Consider the following 19,221-nt stretch of genomic DNA (forward strand, 5'->3'; position numbering starts at 1 on the left):
GGCGTAAAGCGGCAGGACTCGAATATTGAATAAAACGAAGGGACTCGTTTTATTGCCTCTTGTCAGCTTCGAGCGCTAATTCTTTATATAAGGAATATAATTATGACTGATTTCATTCGTGAAGTGGTGGCAACGGTGCTTTTTGTTGTTGCGGTTGTGGCACTTTATATTCTTTTTTCGGCTGGTTTTAATCTTATTTTCTGCTTATTAGTCCCAACTAGCTTTGTAAGCGCATATTTTATCTGGCCAAAGCGTGAAAACCGTGAAAAAGGCAGTACTGCGTTAGATATCCTTGAAGCGATAGTTCTGTTTCCAGTTGAATGCTTTATTTGGATCTCACGTTTGTTATATAGCTTGTTGGGTTTTCTTGTGATAGGCAAGGATAGTAGCGGTTTAGATTAAACTGCAATCATTCATATAACATCTCTGTCTGCTGATTTCTTTTCAACTTTCCATCCCTTATCTATACTCAATGACTGTGCGAGCTTTACCTTCGTTGAACTTTTCAAGCGGATATTGCAGTGAACGCCAGTGTGACCTTTCGGATTTTTGCTTATCTATTTATTGCACTTAGTGTGTACTTTTCATCTAATGTCATCGCACATAAACATAATAACTCGCATATAGAGGCCCCCTCATTTTTTGATATTGGGGAGTTAATATTTCAACATGTCGGTGATAGTGAAACAATCCCTAAAGGGGTGATCACCGCCATGGTGCAAGATAGTCGCGGATTTATATGGATAGGCACGCAGTTTGGGCTGATCCGATATGACGGATACCGATTTAAGCGTTTTGGACACAGCCCTGAAGACTCTTCATCTTTACCGGGTAATTTTGTCAGAGCTTTGTGGGCTGGTCGCAATGGTCAAGTATGGGTTGGCACCTTTTCTGACGGCGTTTCGGTGTTTGAACCCGAAACAGATCAATTTCGCCACTTTAAACATCATCTTGCTAATAACAATAGCCTTTCAAATAACAATATTCGCGCATTAACAGGTGATAGCCAAGGCAATATTTTTGTCGCCACCAATGATGGCTTAAATTATATCAATAGCGACACCAATGAAGTTGTAAGGCTGGAAAATATTGCAGGCTGCGATATGCCTTTAAAGATAACTCGCATGCGCTCTGTACTTTTTGAACAACCTCGTACTTTATGGCTTGGCACCCAATTGGGACTTTGCAAGATCACTTTACCGGACAGGTTTTCCCATATATCTACAGCCAATCAGAGGGTATTAAGAGGGCAAACTTATGAGGAGTTTAACGGCAAAAATGTATTTCGGCTCTTTTTAGCTAAAGATAACGCTGTGTGGGTAGGGACAACGGATGATGGTGCTGCGAGACTGGGTGGCGAGAAGGACGTTATTCAGTGGGTAAAACATCAGCCCAATGATCCTGCATCACTCAGTCATCATTGGGTTAATGGAATTGTTCAGCCTGCAGCAGATGAGATCTGGTTGGGAACTTCTGGTGGCGGCATCACTGTGGTGGATGCGGTATCCACGTCAGTGAAAAGACACATTCGCCATGAGCCCTTAAATGAATACAGTATTCCACTTGATACCATGGGCGCCATGTTAGTCGATGACTCTGGCGTAGTTTGGGTGGGGACATGGGGAGGCGGACTAAGCCGTTATAGCCCGCAAAATAAAGCGTTTAGAAAGTTTGTCCGTGGCCTTGATAGACAACATACACTGACACATGAAGATGTGAGAGGGTTTGTAGAACTGAGTAATGGTCAAATTTGGGTTGGCACAGCGCAGTCGGGCATCGATATTATTTCACCAGAGTTTGGCGTGGTTGGCGGCTTTAGACCTGAGCCTGACAACCCTAAAGCACTGTCGGAAGGCTATGTCCGTGTGATGCGCCAAACACGTGACGGCAGCGTATGGGCTGGTACCACAAATAAGGGGTTGCATCGCTACGATTTTTCACAGCAGCGCTTTTATCGTTACACCACTGCCGAGGGTCTGCCAAGTATACAAATCGTGACCTTGCAGGAGACGCCGGGCGATAAGCTTTGGGTTGGGACTGGAGAAGGGGTCGTATTGATAAATACGCAAACCAATCAAGTCGAAGATATTACTCATTTTTCTGGCAGCGAATTATTTACAGGAAAGTCGATTTTGAGCTTTGTGTATGATCACAATGACAGGCTTTGGGTTGGCACGCGCAATGGTCTGTTAGTGATATTTATTGGTGAGGAAAAGGTACTTGAGGTAAGTCCTGAAGCGGGCACAACCCAAAGTTTATCCGATAACTATATCAATAGCTTACTTTTGGATAGTCAAAAAAGGCTGGTGGTTGCCACACCGCATGGTTTAGACCGCTTGGTCAGTTTTAATGGTCGCTTTGCAAAATTTGAGTCGTTAAACACTTTGGTTGGTAGGCCTGTGGGTACTGCCGGTAATTTGCTCGAAGACGCGCAAGGGCGGATCTGGAATGGCTATGGCTGGTTAGATCCTGATCAAGGCACATGGCAAAATTTAGCGCGAGCAGATGATTGGGATGTAGGTACCATGTGGACAGGTTCTTACATTAAGCTTCGTGATGGCACCATGCTCTTTGGTGGCACAAAAGGGATATTATTATTGCGCCCATCGCTTTGGCAAAGCTGGCAATATCAACCTAAGCTAGTGATCAGTGAATTAGAGGTCAATAATCAAGCCGTTCCTATCCCTGAGAAACTGGTTTTGCCTGCTGATACAAAGAGCTTTTCAGTTGAATTCGCCGCTTTGGACTTCACGGCACCTGAGCATAATCAGTATGCATATAAACTGGAGGGGTTTGATGAAAAATGGATTTATACCGATGCATCTAAACGCCGTATTACTTATACCCGACTATCGCCGGGGAATTATCATTTGCACATAAAAGGCACTAACCGCAAAGGTAAATGGAGCGAGCATCAAATCGATTTATTTATTGTGCAGCAGCCTAAGTGGTTCGAAACGATTTGGATTAAACTGCTGTTATTTACTGTGCTTGCATTCGGGCTGTATGGCTTTTATCGCTGGCGAGTGAAAGAGCTCAAACAGCAGCAAGCTGAGCTAGATTCTTTGGTGCAATCTCGTACAGAAAATATATCTATGCTCGGCACAATCGGCCAGGAGATCACTTCGACTTTACATTTAGGCTCTGTGCTTGAACGGGTCTATAAGCATGTTAACGAGTTAATGAATGCAGATGTCTTTGTGGTGGGGATTTTAGATGCGCCAGGTCAGCGAATTTTATGTCAATTGGCGATAGAGCAGGGAGAAAAGCTGCCGCCTTTTGAATATGCATTGACCGATTTACGTCGTCCAGCGGTTTGGTGTATCAATAACCAGAGTGAATTGGTCGTCAACCGCGTGGAAGAATTAAAGCTGTATGTGGAGTATGTGGCAGCCCCTGTGAGCGGGGCTAATACAGAGTCTTTAATTTACTTGCCATTACTTATCGACAAACAAGTACTTGGCTGCATCACTGTACAGAGCTTTAAGCAGGCAGCATTTAATGACAATGATGTGCAAATGCTGCGCACCATTGCCAACTATACCGCAATTGCACTGGCTAATGCGGAATCAGTGGAAAAACTTGAGGCTACTTTCTCGCAGCTCAAAGAGGCGCATAGTAACCTTCAGCAAACACAAGAGCAATTGGTTCAACAGGAAAAAATGGCAGGTCTTGGGCGTTTAGTGTCGGGTGTTGCTCACGAGATTAATACGCCACTGGGTATTAGTATTACAGCGAGCTCACATGCAATGAAAGAGCTGGGCGAATGCCGGGGGTTATTTGATAGCAGCAAGCTGACAAAAAACAAACTGCACTCATTTCTCGAGGTGATGAGCGAAAGCCTGTACTTACTTGAATCGAATTTATCTCGAGCAGCGCAGCTGGTTAAAAACTTTAAGCAAGTTGCTGTCGATCAATCGATAGAGGAGCGTGGGGAGGTCAATCTTGGTCAATATCTTGAAGATACCTTGATGAGCTTAAGGCCAAAATGGAAGCATACTGAGATAGTTGTGGACACTCAGTTTGATGATGGGATTGTGTTGTTGACTTACCCTGGCGCAATTGCGCAAGTGCTGACAAACCTGATTGAAAACTCAGTCCGCCATGGTTTTGAAGAGGGCAAGCATGCAGGCAAAATAGAAATTAGCTTGCAACATACAGGCTCACATATTGAGTGGTGCTTTGTTGACAATGGGGTGGGTATGAGTAAAGAAACGTTGGCAAAGGTGTTTGACCCATTTTATACCACAAGGCGTAGTGCGGGTGGGACTGGGCTGGGTATGCATATCGTGTACAATATTGTGACGCAAAAGCTACATGGCGAGATAACTTGTCAAAGTGAACATCATCAAGGATGTCAGTTTGTTATTAAACTGCCTATTAGCAATTCAAGAGTAGATTAAACAAACTGACCTCGCTTGTATTCAGTAAAGTTGTATTTTAACGGTAGTCTTCTTCATCAAAATACAAGTGTTTTAAGGTCCCGCAATTGACGAATTTATACATTAGCTCGGAGCTTTTTGGCACGCGCTTTGACGTTTTGAATTTCTGCATACATGCATTGGTTAAATCAACAAAAATCAAGTGATTAAAACTCGGTGGCTGGGTTAACTTATGGATGTAGATCCGCTCAGAACTGTTGATCTCAATACTGTCATACTCTTGCCATTGAGAAGCTGCGGGTAAATCTTTTAATTTGCGTGCATACAGTTTTTTGCTAAAAACAATGGTGCGATCACTGTACACTTTAAAGCCGTCGCGTTTGTAGTGGCCTTCATACACATCGGCGACAATATTGACTTCTTCACCCCGCTCTAGACGCTGCAAGTTGAAAGGCTTTGTCTTAATGGTGATGAGATCTGAATCTCTGACAAGATTTAGAAAGGCGACATCAGGATTATCAATCTGATATACAATTTGAATATCACTGGGTAATTTGTATGACGCAAAGTTGGTGGCGTAAATTTTTGAGCCGCGATTCATCAGTACCATACCATGCTCGCCTTTATAAGCAGGGTTTAATGGCGGGAGTTCTTTTTTTTCTTCTTTAGCGAGCGCAATAAAGCTAAAAGCAAAGATGAGCGTGAACAGAAAAGTTTTTTTCATGGTATTTCCTTTGTGCTTCAGACTTGGGCTGAGTATAGCAAGTGCTCAGTGAAGCGCTACATCAGCCGTTTTGACTATCTTGGACTAGTTCATTATCAAGTTAGGCTGCCACGTCTTCGATACGGTTGTGATGCAGGTTGTACTGACAAACTCTGTCTCGGCCACGCTGTTTGGCCGCATACAAAGCTTTGTCGGCGCAGTTCATCCATTTTGTTTGTGTCAGGTCATCAGCACTTGCACATAAGCCCAAACTGACGGTAATCGTTTTATTATCCAGTAGAGCAAGAGATTTGATATTTGCCCTGAGTTTTTGTGCGACTTTTTGCGCTGTCTTGAGATCTGTATTTGGGAGTAATACGACGAACTCCTCTCCACCGACGCGAAACAGTAAATCCGTTTCCCTGATCTGTTCGCGAATATCAGACACTAAGTTAACAAGTACTTCATCTCCTTTTGCGTGACCATATACGTCGTTTATTTGCTTAAAGTGGTCCACATCAATCATGATCAATGTCGAGTCATAGTGGTAATGCACCTTATTTGCTAACGCATCTTTCAAAAAAAGGTTGAGTTGCCTTCGGTTCAGCGCCCCTGTGAGGGCATCTTTGCTCGATTCTTCTTTTAATAACGTGTGCAGCGCATCAATATGTTTGAGTAACAAGTGAACTGAGCAAGCCGTGAGTAAATAGGCAAAGAAAAACCTCAGCGCATCTGCCATGTCATAATTTAAAAACACATAGGTGGTTGCGGTGAGTAGTAATGCACAATTAAAGAGAATGGATGTGGCCAACGGAAATGCGAAGCTGATGATAATACTCACAGGAAATACCCAAAAGATGGTACCAGCCCCCAAAGTAAAAAGCGATAATGCGATACATGATATGGCCAAAGTAGCAATTATATGCTCATGAATGGGCAAGGCGCGGCCTTTAATTAATGCGTTCGCATCAGCAATGAAAGCGCATACAAAAATCATAATGAGCGCACCGAGCGCATACTCACCGATAATCAGGTTTTTGATTGCTAAGGGGGTAAACACCGCCAAAATGATTAAAGATAAAAGCGGAAATACTCTGCCTTTACCATCAAAATAGGTGTTTAAACGCAGCGAATACTGACTGTTACTTTTTACTGGCACGCGACATACTCTCTACCATAAATTATGCACTGTCACCCTTATAAATATATATAATTTATTCTTACTTTAAAGGTTTTTTGTGTTAATTATTTGATAACTCTTTGTGTCGTTAATACAGTGGGATTATCAGGAGTAAACTTGTGTATAAATGATTTGGGCTGTTTATGTACTTTTAGCTTACCCGCTGTGGCTTGGTTGCTGCCAATATACAGCGGATTGTTCAGTATATAAGTTCGAAGAGTCGATGACTTGTTGTCAGAGCACCTATTGTAAAAACTCAGTTTTGGCTTGGCGTTGAGAAGCTAGCTCTGCAATAGCTTGATCATTTGGCTTTTGATCGATTAAGCCTTCATGGGCTAACAGCCATTGCTTACGTAGCACGCCACCTGCATAGCCCGTCATTTTACCATTGGCGCCTATTACTCTATGGCAAGGCACGATCAAGGTAATCGGGTTTCGTCCATTGGCACCGCCAACTGCGCGTACAGCTTTGGGGTTATTAAGCTGCTGTGCTAATTCTAAGTAAGATAAACTCTGGCCAAATGGGATGGTCGTTAAAGCCTGCCAGACTTGTTTTTGAAAAGGCGTGCCTTGCCAGTCAAGGTCGAGATCAAATTGCGTCAGCTTCTGGTCAAAATATGCAGATAATTGCTGTTTGCACTCTTGCAATAATGTGCTGGGATGCACATCAGACGTTTGCTCCCCGCAAAATATCAGTTGGCGCACGCCGATATCAGATGCCTTTATTTCAATCAGCCCCAGTGGGCTTTGAAAATAGTCTGTGTACAAACTCATAATTGACTCCATAGTTGAAAAGTGAGGTAGCTGCGCCAAGGTGAAAGTTTCTTATCATCAAAAGCTTGTTGTAATTTTAGGGCTTTGATTACACCAAGGTCGGAAGCCAAAAAAATATCTGGGTCGCTTTGTCCACGCATTTTGGCATAAGCGACTGTCCAAGGGCCAATTCCCTTAATCGGTAACCAGTCATCAGCATTGTCGGTCACGTTGTTTTGTGAAAAATACTCAGCAAAGCGGATCAGCGTTTGCCTGCGTGCGGTGGGCATTTTTAAAAAAGCTAAGTCACTGGTCGCCATTGCTTTTGGGTTTGGGAAAAAGGCCTGTTCTTCGTGTTTTTCTCCAAGCTCGTGTACCAGCTGAGTGACCAAATTTTTCGCTGCTTGCACTGAGACTTGTTGTCCAAGTATGGCCCGTACGCCTGCTTCAAATAAGCTCCAGATCCCGGGTAACCGTAGCCCAGTGACCAATGTAAACTCATTGGGTAGTGCATTTTTCAAATCCCCTTCAATTTGGCCCAAGTCGGCGTCCAAATCTAAAATACGACGGATATTGTTTACCACAGGTTTAAGGTATTTGATTTCGTCTATTTCAATGTCTACTTCAAAACAATGCTTTTGATCACAGTGCTTGGCAGTGAATTGCCCTCTGCAACCTTGCCAAAAAAAGGTGCGGCCATAGCTGGCGTCCGTTACCCATTCAAGTCCGTCGATTTGGCGCTTGGATAAAAATTGCTGCATTTTTTGCCAGTTGAAGGGGGGGCGATAATAAAGCGTCAATGTAATGTTTGAATTGCTTTGGTCTTGCTGTTTGCGCATTTGCGTGGGGGTCAGCTGTAACTGGTTTTTAAAGCAGTCATTGAAGCGACGGATACTATCGAAGCCGCTTGCCAAGGCAATTTCTGTGATAGGGAGCTGAGTTTGATGCAGTAATTTCTTGGCGAACAGGCATTGCTGATACAACGCATAAGCTTTTGGCGACACCCCAAGGTGCTGATTAAATAGCTTACGAACATATCGGTCACTGACGCCAAGCCGGCTGGCAAGTTGAGGTAAGGAGCCCTGTTGTAGTGCTCCTTGATCTATTAAGTGAAGTGCTCTGTCTAATGTTGTGCCAACCCCTTTCCATGGTGCAGAGCCAGGTGCACTGTCTGGCCTGCAGCGTAAACATGGACGAAACCCCGCCTGTGCTGCGGACATTGCAGTACTAAAATAAGTCACATTTTCTTCTTTTGGAGGATGCACAGGGCAAGTGGTACGGCAATAGATACCTGTGGTTTTTACTGCAATAAAAAACTTACCGTCAAAGCGTGGGTCTCTTGAATGGCGTGCTTTTTTACAGATTTCTACATCTAACATCAAATCAGTCCTTCCTCGTCAATGAGGTAAGTATATGCGAATTACACTCTACTACTGGCCAGTTTCGGAACTCACTGTTGGTGTTGAATGGAAAAAAGTCACACAATGGCATACGCCATTATGTGACTAAACATTGTATTAGCGGATGTTCGCTTTGATTTCGTCAAAGCTGTGCTCAATCAATAGTTGCCCGTTTTTGAATACAGTTTTAAGTAAGTTCTCGCGGTTGCCCAAATCACTCTCACGAATGGTCTTCACCCCTTTAACCTTATCGTGAACCACTGCAAGGCGACCTTTTTTACTGCGTTTTCCGTGATCTGTGATGGGATCTTTAAATACATCATGCCACAGGCCCTTTACTTTAACGGCACTGGCTTTCATGGCAAATTGCATGGTGTCTCTATCGAGTTTTTGCAGCAGCGCACCGCCCATGCCAAACGCGATATTCTCAGCGCTTTGTTGCTTGGTTTTCATGGTGTGTAAAATTTCGCGGATGCTGTTTTCTGCAATGCCATCCCCTTGGATCACACGAACGCAATCAGGTAATACACGATAGCCTTTGCTATTGATGCGATAGCCAAACTTTACCATCAACTTGTCGATGGTTTTGGTAACCACTTCTACAGGTTCGCCACTGTCAGGGCGGATCACCAAAGTGCCACCTGTTTGCTGCACTTGCTCTTTTAGCTCATCGCCCCAGATGTTATCGATGGCATGCCAAAGGTCGTATGAATCACTGACTACTGCGACGAGCTTTCCAGGGCCTGAAAATTGTTTGAGCATATTCTCATATGCTGCTTTTTCGCCGTTTTTACCCCATGCCGTAATGGTACTGTGCTCTGCGGCGGGAATTGAAAATCCTGGCATAGCTGCGTCATAAAATCGTCTTGCAGCGACAATGGCACTGAGCGTATCTGTACCCATAAAATTGAGTAAGTGCGCAGCGCCACCCACAGCAGCTGCCTCTTCAGTGGTTGCGCCGCGCGCACCAAAGTCATGTAGCTTAAACTCAAGCCCATCTAGTGAGTCAGCCGTATCGGCCAAATATTGCTGAATAATTTGTTTGCAGTGGTAAGACACAGTTGCAACTGTGGTTGGGTACCAAATTGCGCGCAATAGGGCGGTTTCAACATAGCTGGTTAGCCATGCGCATTTGGGATCGGTATTGATAACTTGGACCAATGCATTACTGATAGGCACAATGCTCCCTTCAGATAAAGCTTGGATTTTTATGGGCAGCAAGCCTTGGTGTTTGTCGACTATGTGTCGCCAACCGGCCTCATGAAAAGGCACGCCATGGGCCTCTAAAATGGTTTTAGCATCATCAACATCTTGATGCGTGAGTGGGGTAGTTAGGTACTGTTTAATGAACATCTGTAAACCAAAAAACAGCGCTTTGTCATACTGCCCACCGCGAGGCTCAATGTAGCTAGATACTTGGCTAGTGCCTTCTGGGTACTGTTTAAAATGTGAGGCTTTGTAGCTATCTGCGTTAAGTATGATATTGGTCATGATGGAGTTCCTCCTATCTATTTGCCAACTGGGTCTATCCCAATCTGCATTGGCATTTACATGCCGGTTAATTCTTGAATGATAAAGTAATGATCTTCAAATAATTTGCTTGGCTCTAACTCCGCAAGCGGCACCCACATTGCATGTTTGGCGTCATCCCCGCCCTTGACTTTGGGCAGTAATTTATTCGGCGCCAAATCAAAATAAAATGCATGAGTGATAGTGCGTCCTCGTGCTGATCTATTCGGGTCATCAAATACTTGTTGTTGCTTAATCGACCCCATTAATACTGGAGCTGGGACCTTTAACTTGGTTTCTTCTCTGAGCTCTCTCAAACAAGCGTCGACAAGCTTTTCACTGCGATCGACAAAGCCGCCAGGCAGCGCCCAAAGCCCTTTTCCTGGGCGTGCTTTTCGCTCAATTAACAACACATGGCCACTTTGTACGACCACCGCATCGACGGTGACAAATGTCGGCGGATAAGGCGCGTTTTGCCATGCTTGACGATATTTTTCGATGAAGTCATGCTCGTTTTGAATTGCTGAGTAGTCATCGGTTCGCATAAACTTATCTAGCGTATCACGGACAAAGCGAGGTAACACTTGGGCATTTTGTGAAGTTAAAAAATCTTCACCTTGGGATGAAAAGAGCTGCTTTCGAATTGGTGTGGCAGAGATAGACTGATAGTTATCTACAGGAATAGCACCCCATTGAGGGAACAAATTTAAGTAGTAAGATGATTGGTCTTTACTATGGCCAATTAAACCTACTTGAGGCGTTTTGTGCGGCATTTTATGCTGTGCGGTAATGATGCCTTTGACGGTTGTTTGCACATTACGAACCCAAGCATCGTCGTTATAGACTGTATCCATTAGAGGCGCAATGTGGACTCGATTGTTCTGTTCAGTGGTGAGTGAACCGCGGATCATTAACTCTCTTTCTGAGCTTGTCCATGGGTTTCTAACTGTTCTAGGCTGGTGGGCAGAGCCACACAAAATGATGATATGTTCAGCACGTCTTAACCCTTCTTGGATCACAGCTAAGTGACCTTGATGAAAAGGCTGAAAACGGCCAATAAATACGAGGAAGTCGTACTTTTGATCGTGTTGTAATGTCATTGCAGCAAACCCCTTGCTGTTGTTGTAAAACGCGACGCAGGTCTATCCCGCTTACGTTGTGATTATCGAATGGTTCCCACTCGATAACGCTACAATGACATAATCACGCTTAAATTTCAAACATGAAGATTGACTAAGTTTCCATCTTCGGGCAAACCAAATTGAGACTTTAAGTCAGATAATAGCGCTTGCTTTTGCTCATCATTTAATTGATTGGTATCTTGCTCCGACAATGCATCACTCAAATAATCGACGACTTGCTTTAAATCCACTTGTGCATCTGGTTTGTCTTTTGGGGGCTTTGCTGGCGCGCCTGCGAGTTCGCCAATGGCTTTGGCATCAAAGCCGAGCTCAGACATCTGCTCAGCTAATGCTTTTGAGGGTTTAATACCGGCCTCACTGAAACTGTTTACGATGCTTTGTGCATCGGCTTCTGATAAGTTATCGGGGTCAAACTGTTCCAACGTCTCTTTGATAGTACTTGTTTGTTGCTCAGATAATGTGGTCTGAGGGCGACTTGCTTGTGTAGAGTGTGAATATGATTGCGTAGCTTGTGTGATCATGGGCAATTAGCTCCAACAGGTTAGTCACTTTAGTTTGACTACTAATTGCGCAAATAATGTGGAAGCGTGAATGATACCCCTCTATTTCTGGCAAGAATCATCTCTACTTTACTCTCCATTACTTATGACATCACTTTTGGCGGACACTTGTTCAAATTCAGGTTCGATGTATTTCAACTCGCCTAATTGGTACGGGACGGGTAAATCGAGGTTGAATTCGTAGATTTTTTGTATCTGCTGCTGCACAAAGTTTTGCTTGATAGTGTCTATATTATTCTCTGCCCAAACCTCAATAGAGTCAGAATGTATAAATCCATCTGGATGGTTTTCTACATCATGCAAAAGCTGTTTCCACATATCCCCGTGAGTCGCTGCGGGCGTATCGAAAGTAAGCTCAATCACTTCATTCATCCAGCTTAGCCCTTTATTTTCATACGCTTCCAAGACGTTTTTATGCAAATCCCTGCGCTCGCTTTCATTGGTATCTTCATCATGATGTACTACAAATTCCTGGTCTTCTGTCATAAAGTACTGAGTATGCGCCCATTTATCTGTTTGTTGTCCTAGCATGGCGAAAATATTCTCACTATTAGACTTATCCACTTCTTGTAACATGGCAAAGAAACTGTCTTGCTCAAAAGGTTTGATGGTAATGGCCATATCAACGATCCCTGCATTTGTTGCAAAATCACCTTGGCTAATATGTTGATTGAGTTCTAATAATTGGCCATCATGCATTTTATTGTTATCAAGCAATTTAACGTATTGCATCAGATGAGAAGAGTAATCGTTTAACTCCCTTAATCCCAGATCTTCAAATGGGCCGTATTCGACTCGTAGCAATGGGCTTTCAATACCATCCTCACTTAGCAGCCCCTCAGGCGTGAAGGGAGGCGTTCTATCGTGTGCTTTATTTTGTTGAACTAAGTGAGCCATAACGTCCAGTGAACTACTGAGCAGATCATCTGATAATGTGCTTAATGTTGAGATGATGTCTTCACTGTGATCGCTGATTAAGTTGGTGTACTCATTATAGCGCGGCGCAGATGTTAGGACTTCGGCCAGTTTTTCTAATTCATCATCATTTAAACGTTCGCTCAGTTCGAGTAATTCCTTAGAGGGCTTTATGAATGAAAATCGAATTTGCCCATCCGAGGACAATCTGTCTTTTTGTGCTAGGAATGCGTCAATATCACTTTTTTCTGTGAGTTCCCCATACTGAAACCTATTTTCCTCATTATTATCAGATTGAACTCTATATATGCCGGAATAACCAAAAGAAACCAACTCTGGTATCGCTTTAAAGAAGATATCATCCATAAATTTTTTTAAATAATCATCGTCTTGAGTAGCTGAAAGTGATACATGGTAATCACTGCCACTTGGCAGTGTATTCGATTTATATTTTGAGTCTGCATCTTTGACTGCTGAATTGATATGAGTGTTTTTACTGTCGTTCGAATAGTTGTGTGTACTGCCTGCAACCGAGTTGGCCAATCGATTAATCATCACCTTATCCTTAGAATCTGATTTACGGATCTATTAATCGGCCAACTGTGTTATTTCTTTAGGGACGATCTGTTTATAATACGCCCAAAGATAAATCAATCATGATCTTTTATAAATTAGTGTGTGATTGTGGCGCTATTGTGGTTGTGCTGTGCAGTGAATATGCGCAGCGCCATAAAAGTTGCAACGCCCGCAACCAATGCGCACAGAATATGGTGTAGCACTAAATGGCTGACAATAAATGTGGGAATATCTTCAATGCCATCGATAAAAAATGCCTTTATGAGTAACCCGATGTAGGCACTTAAGTGTCCAAACAGGACCACTAGATATATTTTACTGAATTGACTTTTTGTCTGCTGTTCTATTTTTATGGGAGCATATTTTATGACTAACAGCGCGAGCATTGCGAGCAAGATACTGATAGCACCTAAGCCTAGTAAAGAGGTCTTAACTAATACAATCACTAAAATATAGGCCAATAACATTTTCAAACTACTCTTAATTCATCACTGAGTGATGCTATGTCAGAGCACTTTTATTTGTCTATCAGAATTGCTTTGAGAGGTTATCAGATTTTATTTGCGAATCGTATTGACTCATGCCATTGAAGGGTACATAGTAACCACTCTACTTCACAGGATAATAAGAAATAACCATGAATTTGCTTTCCAATACACAACTCAATTGCAAGTGGCACTCTGTCACATGGCTAGGTGTGTAGCGGTTTAGCGCTTTTCTAACCGCGACGATGAATGCGGTTAGCTTATCTTGAATAAATCACCCCATTTATCGTCCTTTATTAATAAGGATAAATAGCAATGCCCGTGCAATTGTCTTATGCATTTGTCGTTTTAATTTGGTCTACTACACCGTTGACAATTGTCTGGAGTAGCTCGTCTATGGCGCCGACGACCAGTGTACTACTGAGGATGGTTATCGCTATGATACTCGCAGCAATTGTAGTGACACTCTGTAAAGTCAAAATGCACTGGTCAAGCACTGCTTGGCGCTTATATGCCTATTCAGGTGGGGGAATTTTAGCTGGTATGATGCTTTCATACTTGGCATCCAAAACGGTTCCTTCTGGGGTCATTTCATTGGTTTTTGGATTGGCTCCGATCATATCTGGTGTATTGGCGCAAAAACTTTTGGGCGAGGATAAATTTACCACGGTAAAAAAATGTGCACTTGGCTTAGCATTAGTGGGCATGTTTTTGGTGTGTTTTACCCAGCTTCAGGAGTTAAACATCGAGCCTTTAGGTTTGATATATGTTTTATGTGCCACAATTAATTTTAGTATTAGTGGCATTCTTGTAAAACGAGTACAGATAGTGATCCATCCGATGGCCACAACTTTGGGCTCATTGATTGTCGCGGTGCCTGGTTTCTTGGTTATGTGGTTGATTGCAGGCGCACCACTTGATGTTGATAATTGGAGTGAAAAGTCGATGTGGTCTACTTTATACCTTGGTATTTTTGGCTCGTTCTTTGGGTTTTTAGCTTATTTTCATATATTGCAAAAGATGAAAGCCAGTACTGTCGCATTGACGACTTTAATCACCCCAGGACTTGCGATGACATTAGGCGCACAGGTCAATAATGAATCGATAACGCCATTATTATTGGTGGGCACGATCATCATAATTTCAAGTTTGGCTTTATATCAGTTTGGAGGGCAAGTAACTGGACTGTTTAAAGTCAATAAAAAGCTGTCTGAGAGAAAATTAAACAAATGAGCTATATAAGTTTCCCTAGAAGTTTGCAATTATATTAGCTCAAACGTTATTTATTACAAATAGTATGAAATTCATACCTTAAAGAAATAACAGGTTTAATTTCGATAATGTTCTGTGGTAAAAATAGTAACATTGGTGAAAATTATAATTATAAGTTCAGGGACAATGAAATTAGCATTCGAAGACTTTCAATTTGATATTCAGGCGCTCACATTATTAAAAGATGGCCGAAAAATTTCTCTAAAAGAGAAACCAGCGCAAATTCTCGCTTTATTAATCTCACAACCAGATAAAATCCACAGTAAAGTTGAGATATTAGAGGAGGTTTGGCCTGGTAGAACAGTTACAGAGCAGGTTGTGTTTCAAAACATAGGCCATTTGAGAGCATTATTTGGTGATGACGCAATCAAAACCTTTTCCAAAAAAGGGTATCAGTGGCAGCTACCTTGCGACCCTGTGGATGGTAAAGCGCAAGAATCTTCAGTCGGACAAGATAATGCGCCAAATTCTAGTGCAGAGTCAGAGGCTGTTAACACGGCAACTCAGATATCTGTAGACAAGTCAGCTCAATTGCCTTGGAAGATCATTGTGCCTGCTCTTGTTGCTGCTGCTGCCGTAGGTGGCTTTTTGGCGTTTGCTTAAATCGCGCCTTGTGGGAGTCTCGAAGTAATAATGCAACTTTCAAGTTTAAGTAAATATAGAAGATGAGCTCGTGGTAAAGTTGTGCATATTCTTAAGTAACTAAAGAACATCACTCAGCTGGTTAAAATAGTAATGTGAACTTGCTTTGTTTAATTCAAAGCTTAGAAGCATAGAACTTAGTTTAAGTTTTTTTGTCAAAGTTAAGAATAAAGGCGTTATATTAGGTCATAATTGACCTGTTTTTGTTGGTGCCTTTAAGCTAGCCTGCGTGCTAGGCTATTTTGACCAAAAAGGAGTGTTATTTGACTACGATAGCATACCATCACTCAACGCAAATCATTTGTGTTGATAGTTTAACTACCACATCACAAAGTATCGTGACTGATGAGGCACAAAAGTGTCAACGTGTTTATAATGGCTTTGTTTTTGCCACAGGTAACTGCACCGAAATATACCACTTACTCAGTAACTGGAAAAAAAATTGTTTTGAGGCGATAAGTTGCACTTTTTTCTTTATTAATAAACGTGATGAAATATTTTATGGCGAGATACGATATGGAAAACGTTTTTTAGAGCCTTTACAGATGAACTGGGCGATTGGTTCTGGTGCTAATTGGGCGATTGCGGCAATGGATTTTGGTAAAAGTGCCATGGAAGCTGTCCAGTATGCGTGTAAAAGAGACAAGTCAACTGGCGGCACCATACATAGTTTTAGCCTAAAAAACACATCAAAATGGTTACCTTTTTGTTCAGCTCAGCAACATATAAAGTTACTGCCTGACGCTAACGTTGTTTGAATGCTAAAAGTAAACTTACTTGGTTAGTATTGTGATGAGCTCCAGACTCTATTGTCTGTTTAATTTTTTGTAGAGTAATTTTAGATGACGACACTATATATTACTGGCGCTGGTGTAAGCGCCGAAAGTGGTATTCCAACATTTCGAGGCGAGGATGGATTTTGGACAATAGGCAGCCGTAACTATACACCGCAGCAAATGGCGACTCGTGCCATGTATGAGCAAAATCCAACTGAGTTTTTAAAGTGGTACTATCATCGCTTTGTAACATATCGGCATCATGGACCAAATGAGGTACATCATTGGTTAGCAGATAAATTACTGATAACGCAGAATATCGATGGGTTAGATGGCAAAGCAGGCAATGATGATTATATTTCTATCCATGGTCGGATTGATAAAATGACCAAATACCATGTTCAAGGAGAAGACGCAGAGATAGAAACAACACCTTGGGATTTAGTTGATGAAAATAACTTAACTACATCCTTGTTAGAGCTTTTTAAAATTTCTAGTAAAGGGCCGGAGCTTAACGTCTCTTTGAAGCCTTTTGTACTGCTATTTGATGAGTTTTATACTGATTTATACGGCATTGGTAGAGCCCAAAGGCGTATGTGGGATGCCAGTAAAATAGCATTTATGGGCACCTCTTTTAGTGTCAACATAACGCAAATGGCCTTAGATGTTGCTCGTCATAAAGACATTCCCGTTGAGGTTGTCGATCCAGATCCAACCCATATCTTGCATAGTAAAGTTAAGTACTTTCCTATGACCGCAAAGGAATATATAGCGAATGGCAAAGATACCTGAGCATCATGATGTTGCTGAGCTGGTGACTCAGCGACTAGTACTGAGACAGTGGCAAGAAACGGATAAAGACTCTTTTGCACAAATGAGTGCAGATTCTGAGGTGATGCGTTACTTTCCTGCTAAATTAAACATCGATGAAAGCAATGCGCTGAGTGATAAAATTGCAGCACTGATAGCTGAGCGAGGTTATGGCTTTTGGGCTGTGGCGCTGCGTGGAAGTAAAGAAGTGACTGTCACTAGCCCAAGTACAGACAGGTTTATTGGCTTTGTCGGTTTACATTGGCAAACAAGGGTTAACCCAAACCAACCATTTATGGAGATAGGCTGGCGCTTACATCGTGATTTTTGGGGCCAAGGGTATGCATATGAAGCTGCTCAAGCGGCACTAAAATTTGCGTTTGAGGTACTGTCTTTGGAGCAGGTGTACGCGTTCACGGCTTTGCAAAACAGGCCATCGCAACAATTGATGCGACGTTTGGGTATGACGAATTTAAATAAAAACTTTGCCCATCCTGACTTACCAAATGGGCATGTTTTGCAATCGCACTGCTTATATGCGGTGACGCGTGATGAGTTTGAGAATAAGCAATCAGTGTAACTGACACACTTGGTTGATATCGACTTGATAATAGCTTGCGACAATCAGTAGCGTTTGATTTTGTGCATTAAGCGTGATGTTACGGCTTTTCATGGCGGATTGCACTTGAGCAAGGTTATTTTTTAGCACAGATTTATTGTTTGATTGCTCTGCCTCAATTAACGCAAACAGGGCGGTGAGTTCATGTTCAGGAAGCGGCTGTTCATCGAGACTATAAACAAAATAACACTCCAATGGCGTTAGTTTGTTTTGATTACGTACACGCAGTGTCTTAGCTAGTGATTCATTGCGTTCAAATAATAATAATGAACGAATGAAGTTAAATGGGGGAGGTGACTGCTCTGTATTAGCAAATAAGGCGTGTAAAAACGTATTGCCCTGATGGTTTGTCTGTGAGAATGACTCCGACGCTTGCAGTGCGGGCATAAAAAAGTTCACTCTATCATTGTTATTAAGCCCAGCAATAATCCCTGAAGGCAGACCATGCGCAGCAATGCATTGTGCAGCGATATTCTGATAATCGGCATAGCGACTGGGCTGAGACTCACCGGTTTCATAGCAAAACTTAAGTTGTGCAGCTCGGCCTTTGTCATCTTGCGCTTGATAGACTGTGAGTATTTTTGACAGCGTTTTGCTTCGAATAGCTAAGATTAACTCAGCAATGGCTTGATCTTGATTGTTGGATGCCTGTGTCATAAATGTTTATCTCCTAGCAGCGATGCGATGACTCTCGTCATCTTACTCTTTTTTTTACGCCATAAAAACTCGCGAAACAGCGCTTAGCTTGAAAAAGATATACGGTGGCCACATAGCAATATGACAGTTTAACAAAGGACTCATGATTATGGACTGGCAAACTCGCGTGCTACTCATGCTTTGCATACTCGGTGCAGTTATACTTATGTATCGCGCGGTGCGTTGGGCCAAGAAAATGCCTAAAGGCGCTTTTTTATTTATGGCTTTAATGCCTTTAATTGCGCTATTTCCAATTCCGCCGCCACAATTTAAGAATATAGCTAAAGCGAAGCAAGAGCAGCGGAAAAAGCAAAAATCTGAAGAAGATTAATGCATCATTTGATATTTAAAAATAACAATAAAGAGGGTCAAAGTATGTCGGGAGAAACCAATTTATCGGTGCTGCTAGCCAGTATGGAGCCTGTTTTATCTACGCAGCTGTATGTCTATTGTGTTGTATCGGAGCGTCAACTAGCGCACCTTTCACTAAGCAAAATACACGGTATGTTCCGGGAAAAAGAGGGTGTCACGGTGATCATCAGCAAGGCGTATGCACAAGAGGCGGATATTAATTATCAAGGGGATTATCGCTGTATTACCTTAAATGTGCATTCCAGTTTAGAGGCGGTTGGCCTGACTGCCGCATTTGCAGCAGCATTGGGGGAAGAAGGTCTTAGTGCGAATGTCGTTGCAGGGTATTACCATGACCATATTTTTGTACAAAATGAATGTGCTGATAAGGCTTTGCAGTGTTTAATTAAGCTGTCGCAAAGTCATCAAGGAGCGTAGTCTTTTAAAAAA

At 42.5% G+C, this 19,221-nt stretch carries 19 protein-coding genes; 9 read left to right on the forward strand and 10 right to left on the reverse strand.

Translation table 11 applies throughout. The features are described from left to right. Positions 1–102 precede the first annotated feature (102 nt). Positions 103–402: a hypothetical protein gene (locus N477_RS03695; RefSeq protein WP_063360309.1), complete on the forward strand. Its 300-nt coding sequence runs from the start codon at positions 103–105 to the stop codon at positions 400–402. Between the two features lie 131 nt (positions 403–533). Beyond that, the gene (locus tag N477_RS03700; RefSeq protein WP_155731792.1) at positions 534–4,403 is read left to right on the forward strand and encodes a two-component regulator propeller domain-containing protein; all 3,870 of its coding nucleotides are present in this window, start codon (positions 534–536) and stop codon (positions 4,401–4,403) included. A 37-nt stretch (positions 4,404–4,440) separates the two neighbouring features. Here N477_RS03700 and N477_RS03705 read toward each other — a convergent pair whose 3' ends face one another. The 9 genes from N477_RS03705 to N477_RS03745 form a co-directional block, all read right to left on the reverse strand. Next, positions 4,441–5,106 carry a hypothetical protein gene (locus N477_RS03705; protein WP_063360307.1) on the reverse strand — a complete coding sequence of 222 codons (666 nt, stop codon included), beginning with the start codon at positions 5,104–5,106 and terminating at the stop codon, positions 4,441–4,443. 100 nt (positions 5,107–5,206) lie between these two features. Continuing rightward, complete coding sequence (locus N477_RS03710; RefSeq protein ID WP_063360306.1) at positions 5,207–6,244, reverse strand: GGDEF domain-containing protein; 1,038 nt, start codon at positions 6,242–6,244, stop codon at positions 5,207–5,209. Positions 6,245–6,508: 264 nt separating this feature from the next. Beyond that, complete coding sequence (locus tag N477_RS03715; protein ID WP_196760575.1) at positions 6,509–7,039, reverse strand: methylated-DNA--[protein]-cysteine S-methyltransferase; 531 nt, start codon at positions 7,037–7,039, stop codon at positions 6,509–6,511. After that, a complete protein-coding gene (locus tag N477_RS03720; protein ID WP_063360305.1) occupies positions 7,036–8,397 on the reverse strand; it encodes a DNA-3-methyladenine glycosylase 2 family protein in 1,362 nt (453 codons plus the stop codon). The genes N477_RS03715 and N477_RS03720 overlap by 4 nt, the downstream gene beginning before the upstream one ends. A gap of 138 nt (positions 8,398–8,535) precedes the next feature. Next, a complete protein-coding gene (locus N477_RS03725) occupies positions 8,536–9,909 on the reverse strand; it encodes a nicotinate phosphoribosyltransferase (RefSeq protein WP_063360304.1) in 1,374 nt (457 codons plus the stop codon). A 56-nt stretch (positions 9,910–9,965) separates the two neighbouring features. Then, the gene (locus N477_RS03730) at positions 9,966–11,027 is read right to left on the reverse strand and encodes a bifunctional nicotinamide-nucleotide adenylyltransferase/Nudix hydroxylase (protein ID WP_063360303.1); all 1,062 of its coding nucleotides are present in this window, start codon (positions 11,025–11,027) and stop codon (positions 9,966–9,968) included. Between the two features lie 116 nt (positions 11,028–11,143). Next, entirely contained in the window at positions 11,144–11,590 is a 447-nt protein-coding gene (locus tag N477_RS03735; RefSeq protein ID WP_063360302.1) for a hypothetical protein, read from the reverse strand. A gap of 108 nt (positions 11,591–11,698) precedes the next feature. Further along, on the reverse strand, positions 11,699–13,099 hold the full coding sequence (locus N477_RS03740; protein WP_063360301.1) for a hypothetical protein: 1,401 nt from the start codon (positions 13,097–13,099) through the stop codon (positions 11,699–11,701). Between the two features lie 116 nt (positions 13,100–13,215). Beyond that, positions 13,216–13,593, reverse strand: a complete 378-nt coding sequence (locus N477_RS03745) for a hypothetical protein (RefSeq protein WP_155731793.1) — start codon at positions 13,591–13,593, stop codon at positions 13,216–13,218. A 327-nt stretch (positions 13,594–13,920) separates the two neighbouring features. Here N477_RS03745 and N477_RS03750 point away from each other — a divergent pair, with 327 nt between their 5' ends. The 5 genes from N477_RS03750 (at position 13,921) to N477_RS03770 (ending at position 17,685) form a co-directional block, all read left to right on the forward strand. Continuing rightward, complete coding sequence (locus N477_RS03750) at positions 13,921–14,838, forward strand: DMT family transporter (RefSeq protein WP_063360299.1); 918 nt, start codon at positions 13,921–13,923, stop codon at positions 14,836–14,838. 165 nt (positions 14,839–15,003) lie between these two features. Then, entirely contained in the window at positions 15,004–15,480 is a 477-nt protein-coding gene (locus tag N477_RS03755; protein ID WP_063360298.1) for a winged helix-turn-helix domain-containing protein, read from the forward strand. A gap of 302 nt (positions 15,481–15,782) precedes the next feature. Then, complete coding sequence (locus N477_RS03760; RefSeq protein ID WP_063360297.1) at positions 15,783–16,277, forward strand: hypothetical protein; 495 nt, start codon at positions 15,783–15,785, stop codon at positions 16,275–16,277. A gap of 84 nt (positions 16,278–16,361) precedes the next feature. Further along, positions 16,362–17,087: an SIR2 family NAD-dependent protein deacylase gene (locus N477_RS03765; RefSeq protein ID WP_063360296.1), complete on the forward strand. Its 726-nt coding sequence runs from the start codon at positions 16,362–16,364 to the stop codon at positions 17,085–17,087. Continuing rightward, on the forward strand, positions 17,071–17,685 hold the full coding sequence (locus N477_RS03770; RefSeq protein ID WP_063360295.1) for a GNAT family N-acetyltransferase: 615 nt from the start codon (positions 17,071–17,073) through the stop codon (positions 17,683–17,685). Before N477_RS03765 ends, N477_RS03770 begins: the two co-directional genes overlap by 17 nt. Here the strand turns inward: N477_RS03770 and N477_RS03775 are convergent. Beyond that, positions 17,677–18,381 (reverse strand): hypothetical protein, encoded by a 705-nt coding sequence (locus N477_RS03775; RefSeq protein ID WP_063360294.1) that lies wholly within the window; start codon positions 18,379–18,381, stop codon positions 17,677–17,679. The genes N477_RS03770 and N477_RS03775 overlap by 9 nt on opposite strands. 148 nt (positions 18,382–18,529) lie before the next feature. On the opposite strand from N477_RS03775, the gene N477_RS03780 reads away from it, so the two are divergent. Beyond that, complete coding sequence (locus N477_RS03780) at positions 18,530–18,751, forward strand: hypothetical protein (protein ID WP_063360293.1); 222 nt, start codon at positions 18,530–18,532, stop codon at positions 18,749–18,751. A gap of 44 nt (positions 18,752–18,795) precedes the next feature. Then, the gene (locus N477_RS03785) at positions 18,796–19,209 is read left to right on the forward strand and encodes an ACT domain-containing protein (protein WP_063360320.1); all 414 of its coding nucleotides are present in this window, start codon (positions 18,796–18,798) and stop codon (positions 19,207–19,209) included. Positions 19,210–19,221: the final 12 nt, after the last annotated feature.

This window comes from Pseudoalteromonas luteoviolacea H33-S (assembly GCF_001625695.1).
GTDB classification, from domain to species: Bacteria; Pseudomonadota; Gammaproteobacteria; order Enterobacterales; family Alteromonadaceae; genus Pseudoalteromonas; species Pseudoalteromonas luteoviolacea_B.

Coding starts and splice junctions, on each gene's coding strand:
- N477_RS03765 (WP_063360296.1), top strand. CDS start 16,362: ATGACGACACTATATATTACTGGCGCTGGTGTAAGCGCCGAAAGTGGT.
- N477_RS03730 (WP_063360303.1), bottom strand. CDS start 11,027: ATGACATTACAACACGATCAAAAGTACGACTTCCTCGTATTTATTGGC.
- N477_RS03775 (WP_063360294.1), bottom strand. CDS start 18,381: ATGACACAGGCATCCAACAATCAAGATCAAGCCATTGCTGAGTTAATC.
- N477_RS03715 (WP_196760575.1), bottom strand. CDS start 7,039: ATGAGTTTGTACACAGACTATTTTCAAAGCCCACTGGGGCTGATTGAA.
- N477_RS03755 (WP_063360298.1), top strand. CDS start 15,004: ATGAAATTAGCATTCGAAGACTTTCAATTTGATATTCAGGCGCTCACA.
- N477_RS03780 (WP_063360293.1), top strand. CDS start 18,530: ATGGACTGGCAAACTCGCGTGCTACTCATGCTTTGCATACTCGGTGCA.
- N477_RS03720 (WP_063360305.1), bottom strand. CDS start 8,397: ATGTTAGATGTAGAAATCTGTAAAAAAGCACGCCATTCAAGAGACCCA.
- N477_RS03695 (WP_063360309.1), top strand. CDS start 103: ATGACTGATTTCATTCGTGAAGTGGTGGCAACGGTGCTTTTTGTTGTT.
- N477_RS03740 (WP_063360301.1), bottom strand. CDS start 13,099: ATGATTAATCGATTGGCCAACTCGGTTGCAGGCAGTACACACAACTAT.
- N477_RS03735 (WP_063360302.1), bottom strand. CDS start 11,590: ATGATCACACAAGCTACGCAATCATATTCACACTCTACACAAGCAAGT.
- N477_RS03725 (WP_063360304.1), bottom strand. CDS start 9,909: ATGACCAATATCATACTTAACGCAGATAGCTACAAAGCCTCACATTTT.
- N477_RS03750 (WP_063360299.1), top strand. CDS start 13,921: ATGCCCGTGCAATTGTCTTATGCATTTGTCGTTTTAATTTGGTCTACT.
- N477_RS03785 (WP_063360320.1), top strand. CDS start 18,796: ATGTCGGGAGAAACCAATTTATCGGTGCTGCTAGCCAGTATGGAGCCT.
- N477_RS03770 (WP_063360295.1), top strand. CDS start 17,071: ATGGCAAAGATACCTGAGCATCATGATGTTGCTGAGCTGGTGACTCAG.
- N477_RS03705 (WP_063360307.1), bottom strand. CDS start 5,106: ATGAAAAAAACTTTTCTGTTCACGCTCATCTTTGCTTTTAGCTTTATT.